At 23.9% G+C, this 23,044-nt stretch carries 16 protein-coding genes; 12 read left to right on the top strand and 4 right to left on the bottom strand.

Annotation, left to right across the window (positions count from 1 at the left end; genetic code table 11):
* Window positions 1-5: 5 nt before the first annotated feature.
* Entirely contained in the window at window positions 6-2,423 is a 2,418-nt protein-coding gene (gene gyrA / locus N3A58_09120; GenBank protein ID MCX8059559.1) for a DNA gyrase subunit A, read from the top strand.
* A gap of 18 nt (window positions 2,424-2,441) precedes the next feature.
* Here the strand turns inward: gyrA and N3A58_09115 are convergent, their stop codons facing one another.
* Window positions 2,442-5,645, bottom strand: coding sequence for a DEAD/DEAH box helicase (locus tag N3A58_09115; protein MCX8059558.1), 3,204 nt, complete (start codon window positions 5,643-5,645; stop codon window positions 2,442-2,444).
* A 303-nt stretch (window positions 5,646-5,948) separates the two neighbouring features.
* A complete protein-coding gene (gene cutA, locus N3A58_09110) occupies window positions 5,949-6,299 on the bottom strand; it encodes a divalent cation tolerance protein CutA (GenBank protein ID MCX8059557.1) in 351 nt (116 codons plus the stop codon).
* A 261-nt stretch (window positions 6,300-6,560) separates the two neighbouring features.
* Here cutA and queD point away from each other — a divergent pair, with 261 nt between their 5' ends.
* Window positions 6,561-6,920, top strand: a complete 360-nt coding sequence (queD, locus tag N3A58_09105; protein MCX8059556.1) for a 6-carboxytetrahydropterin synthase QueD — start codon at window positions 6,561-6,563, stop codon at window positions 6,918-6,920.
* Here the strand turns inward: queD and N3A58_09100 are convergent.
* Both N3A58_09100 and N3A58_09095 read right to left on the bottom strand, forming a co-directional pair.
* A complete protein-coding gene (locus N3A58_09100) occupies window positions 6,908-7,468 on the bottom strand; it encodes a hypothetical protein (GenBank protein MCX8059555.1) in 561 nt (186 codons plus the stop codon). The genes queD and N3A58_09100 overlap by 13 nt on opposite strands.
* Before the next feature lie 190 nt (window positions 7,469-7,658).
* Window positions 7,659-8,723 (bottom strand): DUF933 domain-containing protein, encoded by a 1,065-nt coding sequence (locus N3A58_09095; protein MCX8059554.1) that lies wholly within the window; start codon window positions 8,721-8,723, stop codon window positions 7,659-7,661.
* Window positions 8,724-9,107: 384 nt separating this feature from the next.
* Here N3A58_09095 and N3A58_09090 point away from each other — a divergent pair, with 384 nt between their 5' ends.
* From N3A58_09090 to N3A58_09045, 10 genes are all read left to right on the top strand, one after another.
* The gene (locus N3A58_09090; GenBank protein ID MCX8059553.1) at window positions 9,108-9,521 is read left to right on the top strand and encodes a hypothetical protein; all 414 of its coding nucleotides are present in this window, start codon (window positions 9,108-9,110) and stop codon (window positions 9,519-9,521) included.
* A gap of 90 nt (window positions 9,522-9,611) precedes the next feature.
* Window positions 9,612-11,183 (top strand): hypothetical protein, encoded by a 1,572-nt coding sequence (locus tag N3A58_09085; protein ID MCX8059552.1) that lies wholly within the window; start codon window positions 9,612-9,614, stop codon window positions 11,181-11,183.
* Between the two features lie 125 nt (window positions 11,184-11,308).
* The gene (infB, locus tag N3A58_09080; protein MCX8059551.1) at window positions 11,309-14,023 is read left to right on the top strand and encodes a translation initiation factor IF-2; all 2,715 of its coding nucleotides are present in this window, start codon (window positions 11,309-11,311) and stop codon (window positions 14,021-14,023) included.
* 103 nt (window positions 14,024-14,126) lie between these two features.
* Entirely contained in the window at window positions 14,127-14,483 is a 357-nt protein-coding gene (rbfA, locus tag N3A58_09075) for a 30S ribosome-binding factor RbfA (protein MCX8059550.1), read from the top strand.
* A gap of 39 nt (window positions 14,484-14,522) precedes the next feature.
* The gene (gene truB / locus N3A58_09070) at window positions 14,523-15,557 is read left to right on the top strand and encodes a tRNA pseudouridine(55) synthase TruB (GenBank protein MCX8059549.1); all 1,035 of its coding nucleotides are present in this window, start codon (window positions 14,523-14,525) and stop codon (window positions 15,555-15,557) included.
* Between the two features lie 111 nt (window positions 15,558-15,668).
* Window positions 15,669-17,711 carry a M3 family metallopeptidase gene (locus tag N3A58_09065; GenBank protein ID MCX8059548.1) on the top strand — a complete coding sequence of 681 codons (2,043 nt, stop codon included), beginning with the start codon at window positions 15,669-15,671 and terminating at the stop codon, window positions 17,709-17,711.
* Complete coding sequence (locus tag N3A58_09060; GenBank protein ID MCX8059547.1) at window positions 17,708-18,634, top strand: DMT family transporter; 927 nt, start codon at window positions 17,708-17,710, stop codon at window positions 18,632-18,634. The genes N3A58_09065 and N3A58_09060 overlap by 4 nt, the downstream gene beginning before the upstream one ends.
* A 27-nt stretch (window positions 18,635-18,661) precedes the next feature.
* Window positions 18,662-19,459, top strand: a complete 798-nt coding sequence (locus N3A58_09055) for a hypothetical protein (protein ID MCX8059546.1) — start codon at window positions 18,662-18,664, stop codon at window positions 19,457-19,459.
* 25 nt (window positions 19,460-19,484) lie between these two features.
* Window positions 19,485-22,217 carry a valine--tRNA ligase gene (locus tag N3A58_09050; protein MCX8059545.1) on the top strand — a complete coding sequence of 911 codons (2,733 nt, stop codon included), beginning with the start codon at window positions 19,485-19,487 and terminating at the stop codon, window positions 22,215-22,217.
* A gap of 4 nt (window positions 22,218-22,221) precedes the next feature.
* Window positions 22,222-23,040: a DNA alkylation repair protein gene (locus N3A58_09045; protein MCX8059544.1), complete on the top strand. Its 819-nt coding sequence runs from the start codon at window positions 22,222-22,224 to the stop codon at window positions 23,038-23,040.
* Window positions 23,041-23,044 lie beyond the last annotated feature (4 nt).

The following is a 23,044-nucleotide window of genomic DNA, read 5'->3' as shown; positions in this document are numbered from 1 at the left end:
AATTTATGGATATGGGGAAAAATGAAAATATAATTATAAAAAAAATACAAAATGAAATAGAACAGTCCTATATAACTTATTCTCTTTCAGTAATAATAGGTAGGGCAATCCCAGATATAAGAGATGGTTTAAAGCCAGTTCATAGAAGAATTCTTTGGTCGATGTGGGAGCAAGGTATAACTTTTGAAAGTTCTACAAAAAAATGTGCAAGAATAGTTGGAGATGTTCTTGGTAAATATCATCCTCATGGTGATGCTGCAGTATATGATGCTTTAGTTAGGCTTGCTCAAGATTTTTCTTTAAGATATCCTTTAATAATTGGACAAGGGAATTTTGGTTCAATAGATGGGGATGTCCCAGCAGCAATGAGGTATACTGAAGCAAAGCTTGCAAAGATATCTAATCTATTACTTGAAGACATAGATAAAGAAACTGTAAATTTTTTACCAAATTTTGATGATAGCTTGAATGAACCAGAAGTTTTACCATCAAATATACCTAACCTATTTATTAATGGTGCTGAAGGAATAGGTGTTGGCATGTCTACTTCTATTCCTCCTCATAATCTTAGTGAAACTATAGATGCTTTAATTTATCTTATCAAGAATCCAAATTCAACAATTGAGGAATTAATTAAATTTGTTAAAGGACCAGATTTTCCTACATATGGAACTCTTATATTAACTGATGATTTTTATCAAACTTATTATACAGGTAAAGGTAGATTTATAATAAGGGGTAAGGTAAAGATTGAAGAAGAGAAGGGTCAAACTTATATAGTGATCACTGAGTTACCGTTTCAAGTTAATAAAGCTGATCTAATTAAAAAAATTGTAGATCTTGTTAAAAGTGAAGTTATTGATGGTATTACAGATCTTAGAGATGAGTCAGATCAGGAAGGAATAAGAATAGTAATTAAGGTAAAAAAAGGTGAAAAACCTTCATTAATTATTAATAAACTTTATAAACATACTAATCTTCAAAAAACTTATAATGCGAACATGGTTGCAATTTATGAAAATAAACCAATCACCTTTAACTTAAAAGATTATCTGGTTCTTTATTATAATTTTAAAAAAGAAATAATGATAAAAAGGTTTAATTTTATTCTAAGAAAAGCAAAAGATAGATTGCATATTTTAGAAGGATTAATAGTAGCCTTAAATAATATTGATGAAGTAATTAATATTATTAAAAAATCCAAAGATGCTCAATTTGCTAAGCAAAAATTGATGGAAAAATTTGATTTATCAAATGTACAAGCTCAAGCAATTCTCGATATGAGACTTCAAAGATTAACTACTCTTGAAGTTGAAAAGATAAAAATAGAATATAGCGAAGTTAAAACTGAAATTGAAAGAATTGAGAAGATTCTTTCATCAGAAGAAAATATTAATCTTCAAATTATAAAGGAACTTGAAGAGGTTAAAACTCTTTTTGGAGATAAAAGAAGAACTGATCTAATTACCCTCACAGAGGAAGAAGATCTGAAATTTGAAATTATTCCTGAAGAAGTTATTATTATATTTACAAATATAGGATTTATAAAAAGATTAAAAGCAAATTCTTTTTATTTGCAAAATAAAGGAGGAAAAGGTAAAAAAGGAATTAATTTAAATGATGAAGATGAGATTAAATTTATTCAAAAAGCAGTAACAACTGATTACATTTGTTTTTTTACTAATAAAGGCAAATTGTATACTATCAAAGTAAATGATATTTCAGAGGGGTCAATGAGTTCAAAAGGAGAACATATTTCTAATTTTATAGATTTAGATTCTGATGAAGAGGTTAAAAATATTGAAGTCATTAAAGAGTTTAATAAAGATGAAAGTATTCTTATTATTACCAAAAAAGGTATAACAAAAAGAGTTCAATTAAATGAAATAAGTGGTTCTTTAAGAAGAAATGGTGTTAAATATGCTAAAATATTAGAAGGAGATGAAATAGTAGATTCTATAGTTTGTAAAAATACTGATGAAGTTTTAATATCTACAAAGAAGGGGAAATCTATAAGATTTAAAGTTGATGATGTTCGAGAAACAGGTAGGGAATCAATTGGTGTTAAAGGTGTTACATTGGAGGGAAATGATTATGTTGTATCAATAATTAAGGTTGAAGAAAACAAGAAGGTTTTAATTCTCACTTCCAATGGTTTTGCAAAAAGAGTACAATTTGAAGAATTTCCTTTGCAAAAAAGGGGTGGAAAAGGTGTAAGTATACTTTCAAATATAGAAAAAGCTGGCGAAATAGTTAAAATAATTTCGGTTGACGATAATTCAGAAATTATAATAGCAACAACAGATGGAAAAACCATTAAGATTAAGGTTAATGATATAAATATTCAGAAAAGAAATACAATGGGTTCGAGAATTGTAAAAACAAATGATGGAGAGAAAGTTTCTGATATAACTGTAACTTAATATTTAGCTTAATATTTATTAACTTAACATCTCTTCTATTTCATCTTCACTTAAAGAAGCAAATATATTATCAATACTCATAACATTATCAAAAAGTGCTTTTTTTCTTTCCTGAAGATTTATTATTTTCTCTTCAATTGTACCTGAAGATATAAGCTTATATACATTAACAGAATTAACTTGTCCTATTCTATAGGATCTGTCTATAGCTTGCATTTCAACCATTGGATTCCACCAAGGATCAACAAGTATAACTGTATCAGCTTCAGTTAAGTTTAGACCATAACCACCAGCTTTTAGACTTATAAGAAAAAGAGGGGTATCTGTATTTTTAAAAGTTTCTATTTCCTTTTTTCTTTGAGTTTCAGAGAGAGAGCCATCAAGGTATGAATATTTAATTCCTAATATTTCGACTTCTTGTTGGATTAGAGCAAGCATTTTGGTAAATTGTGAGAAAAGTAATATTTTATGATTAGAGTCTGTTAATTCTATTAATAATTCTTTTAATAGATCCATTTTACCAGAGATTTCATCACCAATTCCAATTGAAGGATTAATTAAAGATGGATGATTTGAAATTTGTCTTAATTTAAGTAATGCAGTTAAAATATGAATTTTTGATTTTTTTATTCCATCTATTCTAATTTTTTCAAGTAGAGATTCTCTAGTTTTTTCAAGTACTTCTTGATATAATTTCTGTTGAATTGGAGTAAGATCAGCAAAAAGAGTTTGGATAATCTTAGGAGGTAGTTCTTTTAATACTTCAGATTTTATTCTTCTAAGTATAAATGGAGCTATCTTCTGTTTTAATTCTTCAAGTTTTTCTTCTGTGAATTCATCTATGTATTTTTCTTTAAAAGGTTTAAACTTGCCAAGTAAATGTGGTGAAACAAAAGAAAATATTGACCATAATTCTTTTAAATTATTTTCAATAGGTGTTCCTGTTAAAACAAATCGATATGTAGAGTTTAGTTTTTTTACCGTATTACTTATTTTAGTATTTGGGTTTTTAATATGATTTGCCTCATCAAGAACTATAACCTCAAAATCGTATATCTCATATAAATCAATATCATTTCTTATTAATGAATAGGATGTTATAACAAGATCGTATCTATTGATGTGAGAAATTTCCCTTTTTCTTTCATTTATATTTCCTTTAATTACTATTGTTTTAAATGTTGGAAAAAACTTTTTTATTTCATTTTCCCAGTTATGCATTAGAGATGTAGGACAAATTATTAAGGATGGTTTAGGAGTGTTTAAGGATTTTATAAAAGCAAGAATTTGTAAAGTTTTTCCAAGCCCCATATCATCGGCAAGTATTCCACCAAATTGGAACTCTTTTAAAAAATGAAACCAGTAAAAACCATACTTCTGATAATTTCTCATTATAGATGAGACTTCTTCTGGTATAGATATTGTTTTTTTCAGAACAGTTATATCTTTTTCATTTAATATCATTTCCCTTAAATAGATCATTTTCTCAATGTTTGGTGAAAGCGATATTTTTATATTTGACTCAGCATTGAATTTTTTTATAATATTAATAATTTCATCATAAAGATAGAAAAGTTGAGAAACAAAAACAATTTTTTTTGCTTCTTTCTTATTATCATCTTTGAATATTTCAATTATAGAATTTATAGTTGCTAATAGTTCTTGTATTTCAGCATAATTTTCAACTAGTGTTAAATTTTCATCAACATTAACGAATCTTTTACCAGCCATTATTTTTTCAATTGCATCTTTTGAAACTGGTGTACCATCTGAGAAAATATATTTTTCATTTATAAAAATTATGTTTTGATGTTCTGGAGAATCTTCAAAGTTTATGTTTGCGAAAATATAAAGTTTTTCAAGATTAATTTTTTTAAAACTTTCAGTATACTCAATAGCAGCTTCTTTTTTCAAAATATTTGGTCCTTCTTCGAGAAATTTTTTATAATATAATTTATCTTTTTGCTTCAAAATATTATTTTCTATAATAAAATTGTATTTTTTTAATAGGAATAGAATCTTTTTTTCTTTTACAAGGTTTCTTTTTATTACATAATATTTATTGTCTTTATAAAATGATATATATGGTACTTCGGGATTCGAAAATGGAATGTCTAAAGGAGGTATTTTATATTTTTCAGAAAAAACTTTTGGATATATTAATATATTTCCATCGTAGTCGATGGTAAAGAGGTATTCATAACTTTCAACTTCTTCAAGCTCAACATTTCCTTTTAAAGAAATGTCAAAAGCATTTTTAATTTTAGGATAAAGTTCATAATAGAAAGTAGAGATTTCATTGCCTAATAAAATAAACTTATCATTTATTAAATTTTCCCATATATTTTCATTGAGTTTAACTCTCAAAGGATAAATGCAATTATTAATAATTATCCATTGATAAATTTCCCCTGAAAATATCTTAAAGTTTTTGTCTAAGATTTCTATATTTATTTCAGAAAAATCTTCTTTTAAATTTAGAATTATTTTAGGTTTAAAATATTTAACATCAAAAGTTAACTTTTCCTCATACTCATAATCATATATTTCAGGAAAGTCTGAAAGAATTTTCATGAAAAGATCAACTTTTTCTTTGGGTAAACTAAATTCTTCTTCAGGAATATGGCCAATCCATTCTGTAATGGTTTTTATTATAAGTCTATCTTTTAAGGGGAAAAGAGTATAATTAAAATTTCTTTGCTCATCCCACTTTTCACTATATGGTATATCTGTGTAAAAGTTAATTTTCTCATTTTCATGATAAAAATCTATTCTAAATCGAATTTCAGAATTTATTCTATCTTCAAGAATTAATAAAACTTTTATTGAATATTTTTCACTTATTTTTTTTAATTTTTTAATAAATCTTTCTTTAGCAATGTTTCTTGAGTATATTTTAAATTTCTCGACATTGAATTTATTTTCAACTATAAATGATTTACTATCATATATTAATTTAATTAATAATGAAGCTCTATGTGAACAAAAATTACCTTCTTCATCACATGTACATATAGAACTTTCTATTTTATTATTTCTAACATTAAATATTATTTCAGATGAAAACATTTTATCATCAATGACATTAATACCTTTAATGCTAATATTTTCATCAGATATTAAAGTAACTTCATAGTCTTTAATAAAGTTTTCTAAATAATATTTCTCCCCAGTGTCAATTATTATTTTTTCTTTTATAGAATCAAAAATGCTGAAATCCATAAATGATTATCTCCTTGAAATAATAAAATAATAATTTATTAATAATAAAAATAATGTTTTAATTAAAAATTAAATTAATATAAAAAATTAAATTAAATAAAATTCTTTAAAAGATAATACATAAATAAATAAAAAAAACAAGATTAATAATAATTAAATATTGTTTATTTATTGTCAGAAAATATTAAAAACTTAATAATAGTTAAAGTAATAAAAGAACAATATTTAAATAAAAGCATATTTAGTAATATTAAAAAACCAATGTAATAACTAATAAATATAACTAGTTAATAAAAAGTCAAATTAGAAAATAAAACCAGGTAATACAGGATAAACATCAATTGCTGGTTGTTCATAAGGATGTATCTCTTTTATTTTTTTAATAACTTTATCTAAGTCATCCTTTTTAATAAGGAACTCTATTTTAATTTCTTCTGCTTTTTCTATTTTATTTTTTTCTCCTAAATAAGGATTAGCTCCATCAAGTGGTCTCCAAGTTCCTGTAACTTTATAATAAGAAAAAACATAATCATAATTTTTATAGAGAATACTACTATTTGAGTTAACATTATCCATTAGTTTTTCTAAAAATTCTTCAGGAATATATGTTGCAATCTTATAATAATCGAAATAATCAAGAATTTTTTCCTTCATAAAATTTACTCCTATATATTTGTTAATTGTCGATCTTTTTTAAATTTATAAAAATACTTTACAAGAAAAATAATATAATATAGTGTTATAAAAAGTAAAGTAAATAAATTGTTTTATATTTCATATTGAAATATTTATTATTTATATATATTAAATAAATAATTGAATAATTAGATATTAAATAATTAGACATTAAATAGTATTCTTGATGTTTATACAAAATTAGTAATTTTTATTTATAAAGAAATTTAGAGGTGAAAAATGTTTAAAGTATCAGTTTCTGGGACATTTTCTTCAGCTCATTTTTTAAGAAATTATAAAGGAAAGTGTGAAAATATACATGGGCATAATTATAAAGTTGAAGTTATAATAAAAAGTAATAATTTACAGGATAACCAGATATTAATTGATTTTTCTGAATTGAAGACTTATCTTAAGAATATACTAAATGAGTTAGATCATAAATTATTAAATAATCTAGATTTTTTCCAAAAAAATAATCCAACATCTGAAATGATTGCTTTCTATATTTTTGAAAAAATAAAGAAAAAATATAAAAGCTTATATTCTGTTAAAGTTTGGGAAACAGAACAACAATATGCTGAATATTATGAAGAGTAGCCTTTTTTAATTTTTTTAAGTAGCTTTGTTAAGTCTTTATTTTTTTTAATATAATCAACATTTATGAATTCTTCTTCAAAGTTATCAGGATTATTAGAGGGGACTAGATTTAATAATTCATTCAATTCTCTTTCACTTATATTTGATTTCTTTTTGATGTTATTTATACACCTTTTAAGTTTTTCTATTTCTATTTTTCTTTTATCTATTTCTGATATTATTATATTGATTTCTTCTTCTTTTTCCTTCAATATTTCTGGAATCTTAAATGATTCATAATAGATTTCTCCAAGTTGAACCATCAATTTTTTTATCTTTCTTTGTTCATTAAAAATATCTGTTTTTAATGCTAAAATTTTGGAATATTCTAATCCTTTTTCAGTATATTTTGAAAAAAAGTTTATAAAAGAGTCAATTATTGAATTACCATCATTTTGATCTTTATTATTGTTGGAATTATTATTTTCATTAATATTTATTTGACTATTATTTTCATTATTTAATAAATTTTCAATATTTTTTTGTCTATTTCTTAAATTTTTAGGCATATTTTTCCCTTTAATTTTTATTTTAATGTTTTAATTCATTTTTTTCATTATTATTATAGGTTAAATAAAATTTAAATCAACTTAAGAAAAACCTTATAAAAATAGATTTTTAATTTAATTCAAAGTTTATTTTTAGAAATTAGGTTTTTATATTAAAAATTATATAATTTAAGCATTAATTATTGTATTCTTAAATATTAAATTTAAAAACTATCATATCCCCATCTTTAACAATATAATCTTTTCCTTCCATTTTAAGTAAATTTTTTTCTTTTATCTTGTTTAAATTCCCATTTTCATTAATAAAATCATTGAAGTGTATAACCTCAGCTTTTATAAATCCTTTTTCAATATCTGAATGAATTGTACCAGCTGCAACTTTTGCAGAAGTGTTCTTCTTAATTGGCCATGCTTTAACTTCATCCTTTCCATATGTTAAAAAACAGATTAGATCCAAAATATTAAATGTCTCTTTAATTATTTTTTCTTTTGCTGGATTTTCAAGTTTATATAAATTGATAAATTCTTTTTTTTCATCATCATTTAAATAAAGTAACTCTTTCTCTATTTTACAACATATTGGTATAATGGTAAACTTTTCTTTTAAATTATGAAGATTATATTTACTATAAATTTCATCTTTTATTTCAATTTCATTTTCATCAATATTTAATATATAAATAATTTTTTTTTGGGATAAAAATGTAAAGCCTTTAATAATTTTTATTTCATCATGATTAAGAGTTAAGGCTTTAATTGGTATCTCTTTTTCAAGGTTTTCTTTTAATTTTAATAATAGCTTTAGTTCATTTTCATCTTCAGGGCTTTTCCTTTTTTTCATTTGTATATGAAGTTTATCTATTCTACTTTCTATTTGAGCTAAATCATTAATAATTGATTCACTTTCAAATTGATTAATTTCTTTTTCTGGATTTATTTCATAATCTATATGGAATTGTGGATTATTAAAAGTCCTTATTACATAAATTAAAGCTTCAGATATCTTAAAATTCGAGAGATTTGAACTAGAATAAAATTTTTCTTTATCAACACCTGGCATATCTAAAACTTTAAATTGAGCATATGTTTTCTTTTTTGGTTCAAATATTTTAGCTAAATAATCAATTCTTTCATCATTTACAAAACAAATTCCTTCGTTTATATTATTTGAAAATGATTCTACATTTTTTCCTGTTAAAATTTCAAAAAGAGTAGTTTTGCCACTAAATTTTTTACCAATAATTGCTACTTCCATGTTAATATCCTTATAAATTAAAACATTGACTTCAAAATAAAATTAGAGTATAATAAAATATTTTCAATTAAATTTATTGAATAAAAATTATTAAAAATGTAATTAACTAAAAATTACAAAATAAAAATATAAAATTAGATAATGTAAATTAAAAAAAATGATTGACAAAATAAATTTATAATATATTTTTTTATAAAGAGACGCATTATGCGTCTCTTATTTTTTTTAGTATTTTTGTTTTCAAATTTTGGATTTTGTTTTTGAGTTTTGTTTAAATTTTTATGATAAATGATAATAATAATCTTAATAAATTAGTTAAAAATAAAAATAATTTAGTATTGAAAACATTTAATATTTTTATAAAATATTAATTTATAAAAATTTATGGAACTTATTAAAAGAATAGAAAATGAATTTCCTATTAAAGGTATTTATCTTTTAAAAATTGATATATATAAACAACATAAACTTACAATTACTATTGCTAAAGAAGACGGAAGAATAACTGTTGGGGATTGTGAAATTGTTTCTAAAAGATTAAAAACCTTTATTCCAGAAGAGTTTGATCTTGTTGTTCAATCTCCCGGAATAGGATGGGAAATTAATAAAGATTCAGAAGTGAGATTTTTTATAGGTGAAAAGGTTAATATTTGTTATAAAGAGAAAGAAAAAATTATCAATAAAGTTCTTAACTTAAAAAGTGAAGAGGGTGAGAATTTGATATTTGAAGATAAAAGGAAGAAACAAATTATTTATATTAATAAAGATAATATAATTAAAATGAAGGTAGAACTTTAACTTAAATTTTTTTATGTAATAAGGAAAATTAAAAATATTTTTTAATTAAAAAAATATTTTTATTTTAACATTGTATTTTAAGGAGGTATTGTGAAAACATCTAAAGTATCAGAATTAATAGGTGATATAGCAAAAAGTAAAGGAATACCAGATGAAGTTGTTAAAAATTCACTTTTAAAATCTATTTTATATGGATATAAAATAGAACTTTATAAAGCGGTAAAAAATGATTTAACAGGAGAATATGAGTTTGATAAAGATTCTAAAAAACAAGACAAAATTGATGATATTGAGGCAAGACTTGAGATTGATAAAAAGGGAAAACTTATCGTTTTAGTGAAAAAGACTGTTACAAAAAAACCAAAGTTGTTATTGAGAGAAATAAGTCTAAAAGATGCAAAAAAGATAGATAGTAGTGTATCTGAAAATGATGTTTTGGAAGTTCCTATAGATTATCAATCTTTTTCCAAGAATATTATTAAAGAAATACAGAAAAAGTTTGATGAGGAAATAAAATTTTATTCATTGAATAAAATAACTGAAAATCTATCTTCGAAACTAAATAAACTTGTAAATGCAAAAATTTTAAGAATAACAGGAAAAGCTATATATGCTTCTCTTGAAGATTCACAATTTGAATGTATTATAACTAATAATGATATATCAAGGTCTGAAGATATAGAGGTTGGCAAGACTAAGCTATTTTTACTTTATAAAATTGAAAAGGTTAAAAATAAAAAGATAAAATGGGATGGTACAGTTAATAGTTCTGAAATACCTGTAGAAGTTTATTTGACTAGAACAAAACCAGAATTTATAATGAAACTTTTTGAAGCTGAAGTTCCTGAGATAGCAAATGGTGAAGTAAAAATATTAAAAATAGCAAGAGAGGTAGGATTTAAAACAAAAGTACTTGTTAAAGCTGTTAGAGAAGGAATAGAACCAGTAGGAGCTTGCCTTGGAATAAAAGGATATAGGATTCAAAATATCAGAAAAGAATTAGGAGGAGAAGTTGTTGAAGTAATTCCTTATTCTGATGATCCTGCTGAAATGATTAAAAATTCATTAAATCTTGAAAGGTTAATGGACAAAAATAAAAATTTTGAAGTTTTAACAATTTCAGCAGATAAAAAAATAGCTATTTTAATAGTTCCTGATAGTGAATCTCAAGCCAATATAATAGGTAGAGATGGCATAAATGTTAAATTAGCAGTGGAGCTTACAGGATGGAAAATTGATATAAAAACTAGAGAAGAGTTTGAAAAATCAGAATATGCTCATTTAAAAAGTATTCAATTTGAAAATATTTTTCAAGGTAGTAGAAAAGATACTGAACAAGAAGAATATGAAGAAGTTTCAGAGGATGCAGCAATTGATGAATTTATTGAATTCCTTGGTAAGGAAATAATAAATAAATTAAAATCTGCTGGTATTGATACTATTGAAAAACTTATTGATTATAGCTCTACAAATAGATTACAAAATATTTCTAAATTAACAACAGAAGAATTTCTAAAAATAGATAAATTTATTAAAGAAAATGTTGATATACAGGAAGTTGAAGAGGTTGAGGAAGAAGTTGCTACATGTCCAAATTGTAATAACGAAATTCCTTTAGATGCCTTGAAATGTCCTTATTGTGGATATGAGTTTGAAGAATAATGAAAGTTAAAATAGTAAAGTTAATAAATTAAAGTAATAAGAAAAAAACACTTTACATTATTAATTATATTTGTTGTAATTGCAAAAAAATATGATAAAACATGATTAGTGTTTGAAAGGAATGTATGAATAAAAAAATAATAACATATCTTAAAGAAAAAAATTTTACAATTGAAAAAATTAATGAAATTCTCTCTAAATACAATTGGAATCCTGAAGATAGATTGGTTGATGAAATTATTTCTATAATAGATAGAGAATATGAAGAATTAAAGAAGCCTATTAAAAAGATAAAAATAAAAAAGAAAATTATTAAAAAAGTAGTAAAAACATCATTAAGCTCCAAAGAAGATGAGATAGAAGAAGAAACTGCTCAAGAATTAGAAGAAGACAAAAAAATATCTACTGCTGAATTAATTGAAGATAATGTTAAAGATGATGAGGGAAAAGTTAAGTTAGAAGATTTAGAAAAGAAAGAAGAAGATATAAAAGAAAAAATTAAAGATGAAAGTGGGCAAGAGATAGTTAAAACTTATAAATTTTCTCCAAAAACAGATTATAAAAAAATCAAAGAGGAACCTCAGGAATCAAATATTTCAAGTAAATCTGCTAAAGAACCTTCTTATAAGGGAAAAAATTTTAAAGGTACACCGCAACAGGGAACTAAAACTTTAGAACCTTCTAAAAAATTGACATTTTCAAGAGAATTTAAAAAATCTGATTATGACAATAAAATTGATACAAAGAAAGAAGAACAAAAGAGTTTTGGTGATCATAAGAAAAAGATATTTATTAAGAAGAAAAAAGAAAGTAAAGTAATAGATATACAGAAAAAAGAGTTTAGTTTTAGCAATAAGCAAACTTCTACACAGCCAACTAAAATTGGTGAGAGAAAAGAGCCTCCCAGAAAATTTACAGAAAAAGGCAAGAAAAAAGAGGTAGAATATCAATCTTCTTATGAAGATGAAAATATTTTTAATCAAAAAATTTCAGCAAGTTTGAAGAAAAAAGAGGAAGAAACTAAGTTTAATATACCATCTAAAATTGAAATCCCAGAAACAATAACAGTTTCAGAATTAGCTAAAAAGATGAACATTAAAAGTAATATGCTTATAAAAAAATTTTTTGAAATGGGAAAACTTGTAACAATAAATCAAATAATAGACGCTGAAACTGCTGAAATTGTGGTTTCAGAATTTGGTACACAAGTAATAAGAACTTCAATTGCTGATGAGATAAAGATTCCTGAGCAAAACTTGAGTAAACAAGATATCAGAATAAGACCTCCTATAGTTACTATAATGGGGCATGTTGATCATGGTAAAACATCTTTGTTAGACTATATTAGAAAATCCAAAATCACTGCAACTGAAGCTGGTGGAATAACACAAAAAATAGGTGCTTATAAGGTTGATGTTAAAGGAAAATCTATTGTCTTTATAGATACACCAGGGCATGAAGCTTTTGCTAATATGAGAGCTAGGGGTGCTAAAGTTACAGATATAGTAATTCTAGTTGTTGCTGCTGATGATGGTGTAATGCCACAGACCAAAGAAGCTATAAATCATGCAAGAGAAGCAAATGTCCCAATAATAGTTGCAATAAATAAGATTGATAAACACAATGCTAATCCAGATAAAGTAAAAGGAGAGCTTGCTGAATTCAATTTAATCCCTCAAGAATGGGGAGGAGATACTCTATTTTTTAATATATCAGCATTAAAAGGAATAGGAGTTGATGATCTTTTAGAAGGAATCTTGCTTTTAGCAGATTCTCTTAACTTGAAAGCAGATTTTTATACAGAAAAATGGGGAAGTGGTTATATTCTAGAATCAAGAATTGATAAAGGTAGAGGAGTTATTGCAACAGTTATTTTAAAAGATGGAGTTGTAAAACTTAAACAATTTTTTGTTAGTGGTAAAGAGTATGGTAAAGTTAGGTCAATGATTGATGATAAAGGGAAAAGCTTAAAAATAGCTTATCCTGGTGATGCTGTTGAGATAATAGGTTTTGAAGGTTTACCTGAACCTGGTGATGAATTTAATATTGTTGATAACGAAGATTTGGTTAAAGAAATTTCTAAAAAAAGAAAAGAGTATGAGGTTTTAAAGAAATCTAAAAAATCTTCGCTTTCTCTTGATTCAATTTTGAAACAGATGGATAGTTCTGAAGTTAAAGAATTAAAAATAATTTTAAATGCTGATGTTAATGGCATGGTTGAAGCTCTTTCAAATGCATTGGAAAAATTGTCAGTTAAAGAAGTAAAAGTAAAAGTAATTCAGAAATCTGTTGGAGCTATAAAAGAAAGTGATGTAAATCTTGCTATAGCATCAAAAGCAATTATCATTGGTTTTAATACTAAACCTACTCCTGAAGCACTTAAATTAGCAGAAAGTGAAGGAGTTGAAATTAGAAGATATAATATTATTTATGATGCTATTGAAGATATAAAATCTGCAATTTCTGGTTTAGCTGCTCCAAAAATCAAAGAAGAAATAATAGGTGAAATCGAGGTAAGGCAATTATTTAAAGTTCCAAATGTTGGAACTGTTGCTGGATCATATGTAACAAAAGGTAAAGTTGTTAGAGGGGCACTATGCAGAATCTATAGAGATCATGTAAAAATATATGAAAGTAAAATTGCTTCCCTTTTTAGATTTAAAGATCCAGTTAAAGAAGTTAAACAAGGTTTTGAATGTGGTATATCAATTGAAAATTTTAATGATATTAATGTTGGTGATATAATCGAAGTATATCAAAACATTGAGGAAGCAATTTCCTTTGAAGAATTAAAAAGAGAAGAAACAGAAGAATTACAAGATAAAGAAAAAAAAGAATAGAATATAAAACTAAATAAAAATTTTTTTCAGGTTGGGTTATTATATAAAAGTAACATATTTACAACTTAAATTAAATTAATAAAAATTAAAAGAGATAAAGAGTATGATTCCAGATAGGAATATTAGAGTTGGAAGGTCTATATATAAACTAATATGTAATCTTTTTTTTGATGAAATTTATAACAAAATTATAAAAGATAATGTAGTTATTACAAATGTTGAAGTTTCAAAAGATTTGAAGGTTGCTAAGATATTTTTTATAGCTAAAAATAGAGATGAAAAAATAATTGATAAAATTTTAAAAGAACTTGAGAGATTAAAATCTTTTTTAAGAAAAAGAATAGCTGATGAAATAAATTTAAAATATTGCCCTGATATTATTTTTAAATTTGATTATGAAGAAGATAGAGCAAATAGAGTTGATGAATTAATAGAAAAGGTAATTAAAAAAGAAAAATAATTTATCTTATTAAAAGATTTTTAGGTTTAAATTTACTTGATGTTTGATGATTATTTGATAATGCCTATTATAAAACCTTCTGGTTTTTCTAGTGCTCAATATTTGAATATAATAAAGAAAAATTTTTTATCATATATAAAATTTGAAATTTTATCTTATGCCAACAATAATAATAAAATTAAAAATAATTTAATTAAATTTGGCCACACAGGTACTTTAGATCCTTTTGCTTGTGGAGTTCTTTTAATTCTATGTGGTAAGGCTTGTAAATTAAACTTTTTATTTAATTATTTACCAAAAGAATATATAACTGTAATAAAGTTAGGAGAAAAGAGAAATACAGGTGATATTACTGGCATTAAGATTGGAGATTCTGAAATAATTGATAGATATGAGATCGAAAAGAATTTAAATATATTCAGGGGTAAAATAGAACAATATCCTCATAAATTTTCAGCAGTAAAAATTAATGGCCAAAGAGCTTATAAACTTGCAAGAGAAAATAGAGAATTTGAACTTAAAAAAAGAGAAATATTTATTTATGAAAATAAACTTTTAAATTATAATAAAAAGTTAAAGAAAGCTGTTATTTATGTAAAATGTTCATCTGGTACTTATATAAGAAAATATATTGAAGATATTGTTGAGTATTCAGGTAAGTTTGCTTATTGCGAAAAACTTGTAAGAAAATCAATAGGGCCTTTTAATTTGAGATTAATAGTTCAACCAATTAATTTTGAAAGAAATTTTATAAAAAACAAGATCTCTTATCCTATATTAAAACCATACAAATATTTATTTGAAGATTATTTTCAAATTTTGAGCCAAGAAAATCTTGAAAAAGAAGTTTATGATTTTTTAAGTGAAAATTTTAAGAGAGGAAAAACATTAAATAGAGAAAATATTAAAGAAATTATTGAAAAAAGTAGATCAAAAGAATATAAGGTTAAAGATAAAAGTTTAAATAGCGAACTTTATCTTTTTTTTAATACAAATGATTTATTAACAACAGTATTCTCTTTGAATAATAATAAAGTAGAGTATCTATTTAATTATCCTCAAGAAATAAATTAGTTCAAACAATGTATTGATAAAAAAAAAATAATAGTATAATCTTTATTAGGGAAATGAAGATTTTGCTAAATTAAAATTTTATAAAAAAATAACCATGAAATAGAGGTGTTTATGAAAAGTAATAATCCTATTTTAAATTTTTCACAGTCAAATACAGAATATTATTATGAGTTTGATAAAATAAAATCTGAACATTTTTTGCCTGCAATAGAAGAAACTATAGAAGAAGCCAAAAAAGAAATAGAGAATATAAATAAAAATAAAGAAAAACCTGATTTTTTTAATGTTATTGAGAAATTAGAGTTTAGTACTTTAGAAGTTAAAAGAGTTTCTGCTTTGTTTTCAAATCTTTTACAAGCAGAATCTGACAATAAGTTTAAAGATTTAGCTCAGGAAATTTATCCATTGTTAACAAAATTCGAAAATGATGTTATGTTAGACCCTGATTTATTTAAAAAAGTTGAGTATGTATATAAGAATGAAGATAGAAGTAAATTGGATGTAGAACAAAATAGATTTCTTGATATCACTTACAAAAATTTCATAAGAAACGGTGCTTTGTTATCAGATAGTGATAAAAAAATATTGAGAGAAATTGATGAAGAGCTATCTAAACTTGATCCTAAATTTGATCAAAATTTATTAAATAGCACCAATAGTTTTGAATATTATGTAGAGGATGAAAATGAAATTAAAGGAATTCCAGAAAATATTAAAGAAATATTAAAAGAGAATGCTATAAAAAAAGGTAAAAATAAAGGCTATCTTTTAAATTTACAACCACCAATTTTAATGGCTATATTACAATACTGTCAAAATAGAAATTTAAGAAAAATTATAAATGAAGCATATTCTAAAAGAGCTACTTCAGGTGAATTTTCTAATTTAGAAATAATCAATAAAATAGTTAAATTAAGAGAGAAAAGAGCCCAAATACTAGGTTACAATACTCATGCTGATTTTGTACTTGAGATGAGAATGGCAAATAATCCAAATAAGGTTATGGAATTCTTAGAAAAACTTTATAAATATTCTTATAAGAAAGCATTAGAGGAAAAGATGCAACTTGAAGAGTATGCTAAAAGAATAGATAATATAGACAGTTTACAGATTTATGATTGGAGATATTATGGAGAGAAATTAAGGAAAGAATTGTTTAATATTGACACAGAAAAATTAAGAGAATATTTTAAATTAGAAGATGTTATTGATGGTTTATTTAAAGTAGCAAATAAACTTTATAATATTAATTTTATTGAAGTAAAAGATATTCCAATTTATCATAATGATGTTAAAACATTTAAAGTTCTTGATAAAGATGGTTCTTATCTTGGTATTCTTTATATGGATTTGTTTCCAAGGGATACTAAGGTATCAGGTGCTTGGATGACTGAATATCTTGGCCAGGGATATTATAGAGGTAAAATCATAAGACCACATGTTGCAATATGTGGAAATTTAACTCCTTCAACTTCTACTTCTCCATCACTTTTATCATTAGATGATGTAAGAACTCTATTTCATGAATTTGGGCATGCTTTACATGGGCTGCTTTCTAATTGTAAATATCAATCTATGAGTGGCCCAAATGTTTTCTGGGATTTTGTTGAATTACCTTCTCAGATCATGGAAAATTGGGTTTATGAAAAAGAAAGTTTAAACTTATTTGCAAAACATTATAAAACTAAGTTACTCATTAATGATGAAATATTGAATAGTTTAAAGGAATCAAAAAAATTTTTAAGTGGTATTTTAAATTTACGACAATTAACTTTTGGTTTTCTTGATATGGCTTATCATTTTAATAGATTTGGAGAAACTAATATTAATATAATAGAGTTTGAGTATAAATGCACTGATAAATTAAATATATTCCCTAGAATAGAGGGGAGTTGTATATCTTCATCCTTTTCTCATATCTTTGCTGGAGGCTATTCTGCTGGTTATTATTCTTATAAATGGGCTGAAGTTATTGAAGCAGATGCATTTGAATTATTTAAAGAAAAAGGAATATTTAATAGTGAAGTTGCCAGTTCTTTTAGGGAAAATATTTTATCTAAAGGAAATAGTGAAGATCCTATGAAATTGTATATAAAATTTAGGGGAAGAGAGCCTAATGAAGAAGCTTTATTAAAGAGAGAAGGTTTAATATGAGAAATAAATTCGGTTTAATATATATTTTGATTACTTTAGCAATGATTTTTTGGGGAATGTCTTTTGTTTGGGTAAAAATAGTTTTTAAATATATTGGCCCTTTTACACTAGTTTTTATAAGGTTATTTTTTTCTTCTATTTTATTATTTTTATTTAGTAGTATTTTTGGTTTATTTGAAAAAATTAAAGATAAAAGTATTTTATTTTCTATTATGTTACTATCCTTTTTTGAACCATTTTTATATTTTATATGTGAAAGTTTTGGGCTTATGTTGGTTTCTGCTACAATAGGTTCTATTATTATTGCTACAATTCCTGTTTTAACCCCAATTTTCTCATTTATATTTGAGAAAGAAAGGTTAACTTTTTATGGCATTATTGGTTTATTTATATCTACTATTGGTGTGTTTCTTCTTATATTTTTAAGTAAAGTAGAGAAAATAAGTGAAAATAATATTTCAATAAAAGGAATAATTTTATTGTTTTTAGCTGTTTTATCTGCAATTGGATATCTTATTACAGCAAAAAAAATACTTAAAAAAAATGTTAATCCTATTACTTTAGTTACTTATCAAAATCTATTTGGAGCGATCTACTTTTTACCTCTATTTATAATATTTGAGCTTAAAAATTTAAGATTAGAGATTTTTAAAATAGATGAATTAATTAAAAATGTATTATATTTGTCAATTTTTCCATCAACTTTAGCTTTTATTTTTTATAATATCTCATTAAGAGAAATAGGTATAAATAGATCCAATATTTTTACCAATTTTATCCCGATAGTAACGGCTATCTCTTCGTTTTTTATATTAAAAGAAAATTTTGGAATAATTAAAATAGTTTCAATATTCTTAATTATATTTGGTGTTTTTATGTCTCAAATAAAAAATAAGAGGAATATTTATATTCAGGAATACTAAAAAAACATACTTTTATGAGAGGAATTTATGATAAATTATGTTTTGGGTGATTTAAGAAAAGATATAAAAAAAATATTTATTCCAAAATATTTGAGATTTTTATTAATTAAAATATTTATTTTATTTGTTTCAATAATAATTTTTTATTTTAAACAATATTTTAATACGAATTTTATTATTCTTTTGTATATCTTTAATTTTTATATATTCTTGTTGACTTTCACTTCTTATATAACGGGTTTTATAGAACAATCAGAATATAATAGGATAGACGTTTCAGTTTTATTATCTAATTTAAACAAATCAAATGACATAGCTATATGTATAATTATTAAATATTCTTTATTATTTTTTGGTTTTTTTCTTTTAAATAATCTTTTAAAATTGTTAAAATTTAATATTATAGAAAACAATTTTTTTCTTATTTTTCCACAAACCATAAAGTTACTTAAATCTGGTAATTTTGTTCCATTTTTTTATTTATTAGGTATAAATATCGTTTTAATATTATACCCTCTTTATTCTATTTTATTTAATTTTTGTAATTTTTTTATTATTGATAGAGATGAAATTGCAAAAAATGCTCTATCATTTTCTATTTCTAAATGTTATAAAGATTATGTTAAAATTTTTATTTTAAATTTGCCATTTATTCTATTTATTTATTTATTATTGATTTTAGGAGGGTATATAACTTATATATTTAGAAATATAAAAATTTTGTCCATTCTTTATTTTTTTATATTTTCAATTTTAGTAGTTTTGGCAATTCATATTAAAACATTACTTAACTATAATATATATGTCTTGATAAAAAATAGTTAAATATAGAGAAATTTTAGGGGAGCGTATGACTTTTTCAAAAGAACCAGAAAAATACTTTGATTATAATAAAAGAGAAATTGAAATTTATAAGAATTGGGAAGAAAAAAAAATTTTTTCAGTAGATGTAGATTCACAGAAAGAAAGCTATGTTATTCCTATGCCTCCTCCTAATGTCACAGGTGTTTTACATATGGGGCACGGATTGCAGGATACATTGCAGGATACTTTAATAAGATACAAGAAAATGAATGGTTATGAATCATTCTGGATTCCTGGTAAAGATCATGCTGGTATTGCTACCCAAAATGTAGTTGAAAAAGAATTACTAAAGATTGGTATAAAAAGAGATGATCTAGGAAGAGAAAAATTTCTTGAAGAGGTCTGGAAATTTGTTGAAAAAAATAGAAATACTATTTCAAATCAAAAAAAGAAACTTGGAGATTTTGTTGATTGGACAAAAGAGGTATTTACACTTGATCCAGATTATTATAAAGCTGTTTTAACAGCATTTAAAATTTTATATGATAAAGGTTACATTTATAAAGGCAAATATATTGTTAATTGGTGTCCAAGATGCCATACAGCCATATCTAATGAAGAGGTTGAATATATAGAAAGGGAAACTAATTTATGGTTCATTAAGTATCCTATTAAAAAAGAAAATAATAGTAAATTCTTTACAAATTATGAGAAATTGGTAAAGGAAGGGGTTGAATACATTGATTTTATAGTTGTTGCAACCACAAGACCTGAAACAATGTTGGGAGATACTGCAGTTGTAGTTAATCCTCAAGATGATAGATATTCAAATTTAGTAGGTAAAAAGGTTATTTTGCCTATTGTTGAAAGAGAAATAGAAATAATAAAAGATGAGCTTGTTGATAAAAGTTTTGGAACAGGTGCTGTTAAAGTCACACCTGCTCATGATCCTGTAGATTTTGAAATAGCAAAAAAACATAATCTTGAATTTATAGTAGTTATTGATTCGAAAGGGAATATGAATGATAATGTACCTGAAAGTTTTAAATATTTGTCAAGGGAAGAAGCAAGAAAAAAAATTGTTGAAGAACTGGAAAGAAAAGGTTATTTGCTTAAAATTGAACCTTATAAGCATTCAGCAGGTATATGTAGTAGGTGTGATACTATAATAGAACCATATCTTTCAGATCAATGGTTTGTAAAAATGAAGCCTATGGCTGAGAAAGCTATAGATGTTGTTAAAAATGGACAAATAAAAATATATCCTGAAAGATGGGAGAAAATTTATTTTGATTGGCTTACAAATATAAAAGACTGGTGTATATCAAGACAACTATGGTGGGGACATCGAATTCCAGTTTATTATTGTGAAAGCTGTAATAAAATGTTTGTTTCTATTGAAAATCCACAAAAATGTCAATATTGTAATTCAATAAATTTAAAACAGGATGAAGATGTTTTAGATACATGGTTTTCTTCTTGGTTATGGCCCTTTGCAACCCTTGGATGGCCTAATAGAGAAACAAAAGAGTTAAAAAAATTTTTTCCTTCAGATTTACTTATCTCAGGGTATGATATATTGTTTTTTTGGGTTTCTAGAATGATAATGGCTTCATTAGAATTTTTGGATGATATCCCGTTTAAACATATTTATTTAACAGGGCTTATAAGAGATAAGTACGGAAGAAAGATGTCAAAATCACTTGGTAATGGAATAGATCCTCTTGAAATGGTTGAAAAATATGGTGCTGATGCAGTAAGGTTTACTTTAGTTTATCTATGTTCTGAGGGACAAGATATAAACTTAGATCCCATTAAATTTGAGATGGGTCGTAATTTCGTTAATAAAATATGGAATGCTTTTAAGTTTTGTTTTAGTTATTTTAAAAAATATAATAATGAGATATTGATAGATAAAAATAATTTTAATCCTTATAAAGAGATAGATAAGCTAGATATCTATGACAAGTGGATATTAGAAGAATTAAATTCATTAAAAGAAAAACTTAAAAATTATTTTAATAATTATAAATTTAATTTCATCTCTTCAGAGATTTATAAATTTGTATGGAATGATTTTTGTGATTGGTACATTGAGATATCTAAATTTTATTTAAATATGAAAAATGAAACTTCAATCTTTAAAACAAAAATACTTTATTATTTACTAAACGAAATAATAAAAATTATTCATCCGATAATGCCTTTTGTTTCTGAAGAGATATATTCTTTTATAAATTCTTCAAAAGATTCTATTATTTTTGAAAAATATCCAGAACCAATTTTTAATATAAATTTTTCAGAAGATTTAATTAGTTTTAAAATAATAGAAGAAACAGTTAAATCGATTAGAAATGTTAGACAGGAACTTAATATTCCTATTTCTGAGTCAGTAATATGGATTAAGCTTGAAGATAAGGATAAGAAAGTAAAAGAATTATTAAATAGAGAATTGAATATTATAAAATTTTTAACAAAAATTGAAAATATAAATATTATTGATTCTCTTCCTCCATATAAATCAGCAATTTCTGTTAATATATATAATGAGGTTCATATTAAGATTGAGGGAATTATTGATTATGAAAAAGAAAAAAGAAGACTTATGGAAGAACTTGAGAAAATTGAGAAAGAATTTCAAAAAAGTGAAAGTAAACTTAATAATAAAGAATACTTAAGTAAAGCAAAAATTGAAGCTATTGAAAAAGAAAAAGAAAAAAGAGAAGAGTATCTTTTAAAAATAAAGTCTATTAAAGAAAAAATTAAAATGCTTGGGTAAAAAGGTGTTAAGAAACAATTCTCAAAGCATTAATAAAGATTTTATAATTGAAAAATTAAAAACTTATTCAAAAGAAGAAAAAAAATTATTTTATTATAAATTCTTTAAAGTTTATCAAGGTGGATATGGTTATGGAGATTATTTTTTGGGTGTAACTGTTCCATATATAAGAAAAGTTGCGAAAGAAATATTAAATAAAGTCGATGTTTTTTTTATTGAAGAGGAATTATTAAAAGATAGATTTCATGAAGTAAGAATGCTTGCTCTTATTCTTCTTGTTATGAAATATAATAAAATTGAAAAAGAAAAAAATGATTTTTTAAAAAAAAATAATATTAGTGAAATTACTAAAAAACTTGAAATTTATCAAAAAGAGATCTTTAATGTTTATTTTAGAAATCTTAATTTTATTAACAATTGGGATTTAGTTGATTTATCTGCTCCAAATATAGTAGGAAATTTTTTGTATAATTATTACTTTATAAATAAAAATTTAGAATATGAAAATATCTTATTTAATCTTGCAAAGTCTTCAAATTTATGGGAAAATAGAATTGCAATAGTTTCAACATTATATTTTATTAAAAAGAGAGAAATCAATTTACCAATTAAAATTTGTTCCATATTATTAAACCATGATCATGATCTCATACATAAAGCTTGTGGGTGGATTTTAAGAGAAATAGGAAAAATTGATAAAGTGAGGTTATTAGAATTTATAAAGAATAATTATAATTATATTCATAGAACATGCTTAAGATATTCTATTGAAAAATTTGAAAAAAGTGAAAGAGAAAGAATTTTAAAAGAAAAGATAAATTAAGTAA

This window comes from Spirochaetota bacterium, assembly GCA_026415295.1.
Taxonomy (GTDB): Bacteria; Spirochaetota; JAAYUW01; order JAAYUW01; family JAOAHJ01; genus JAOAHJ01.
Note: the sequence above shows the minus strand (reverse complement) of the source record. Positions and strands in the feature narration are given on the sequence as shown.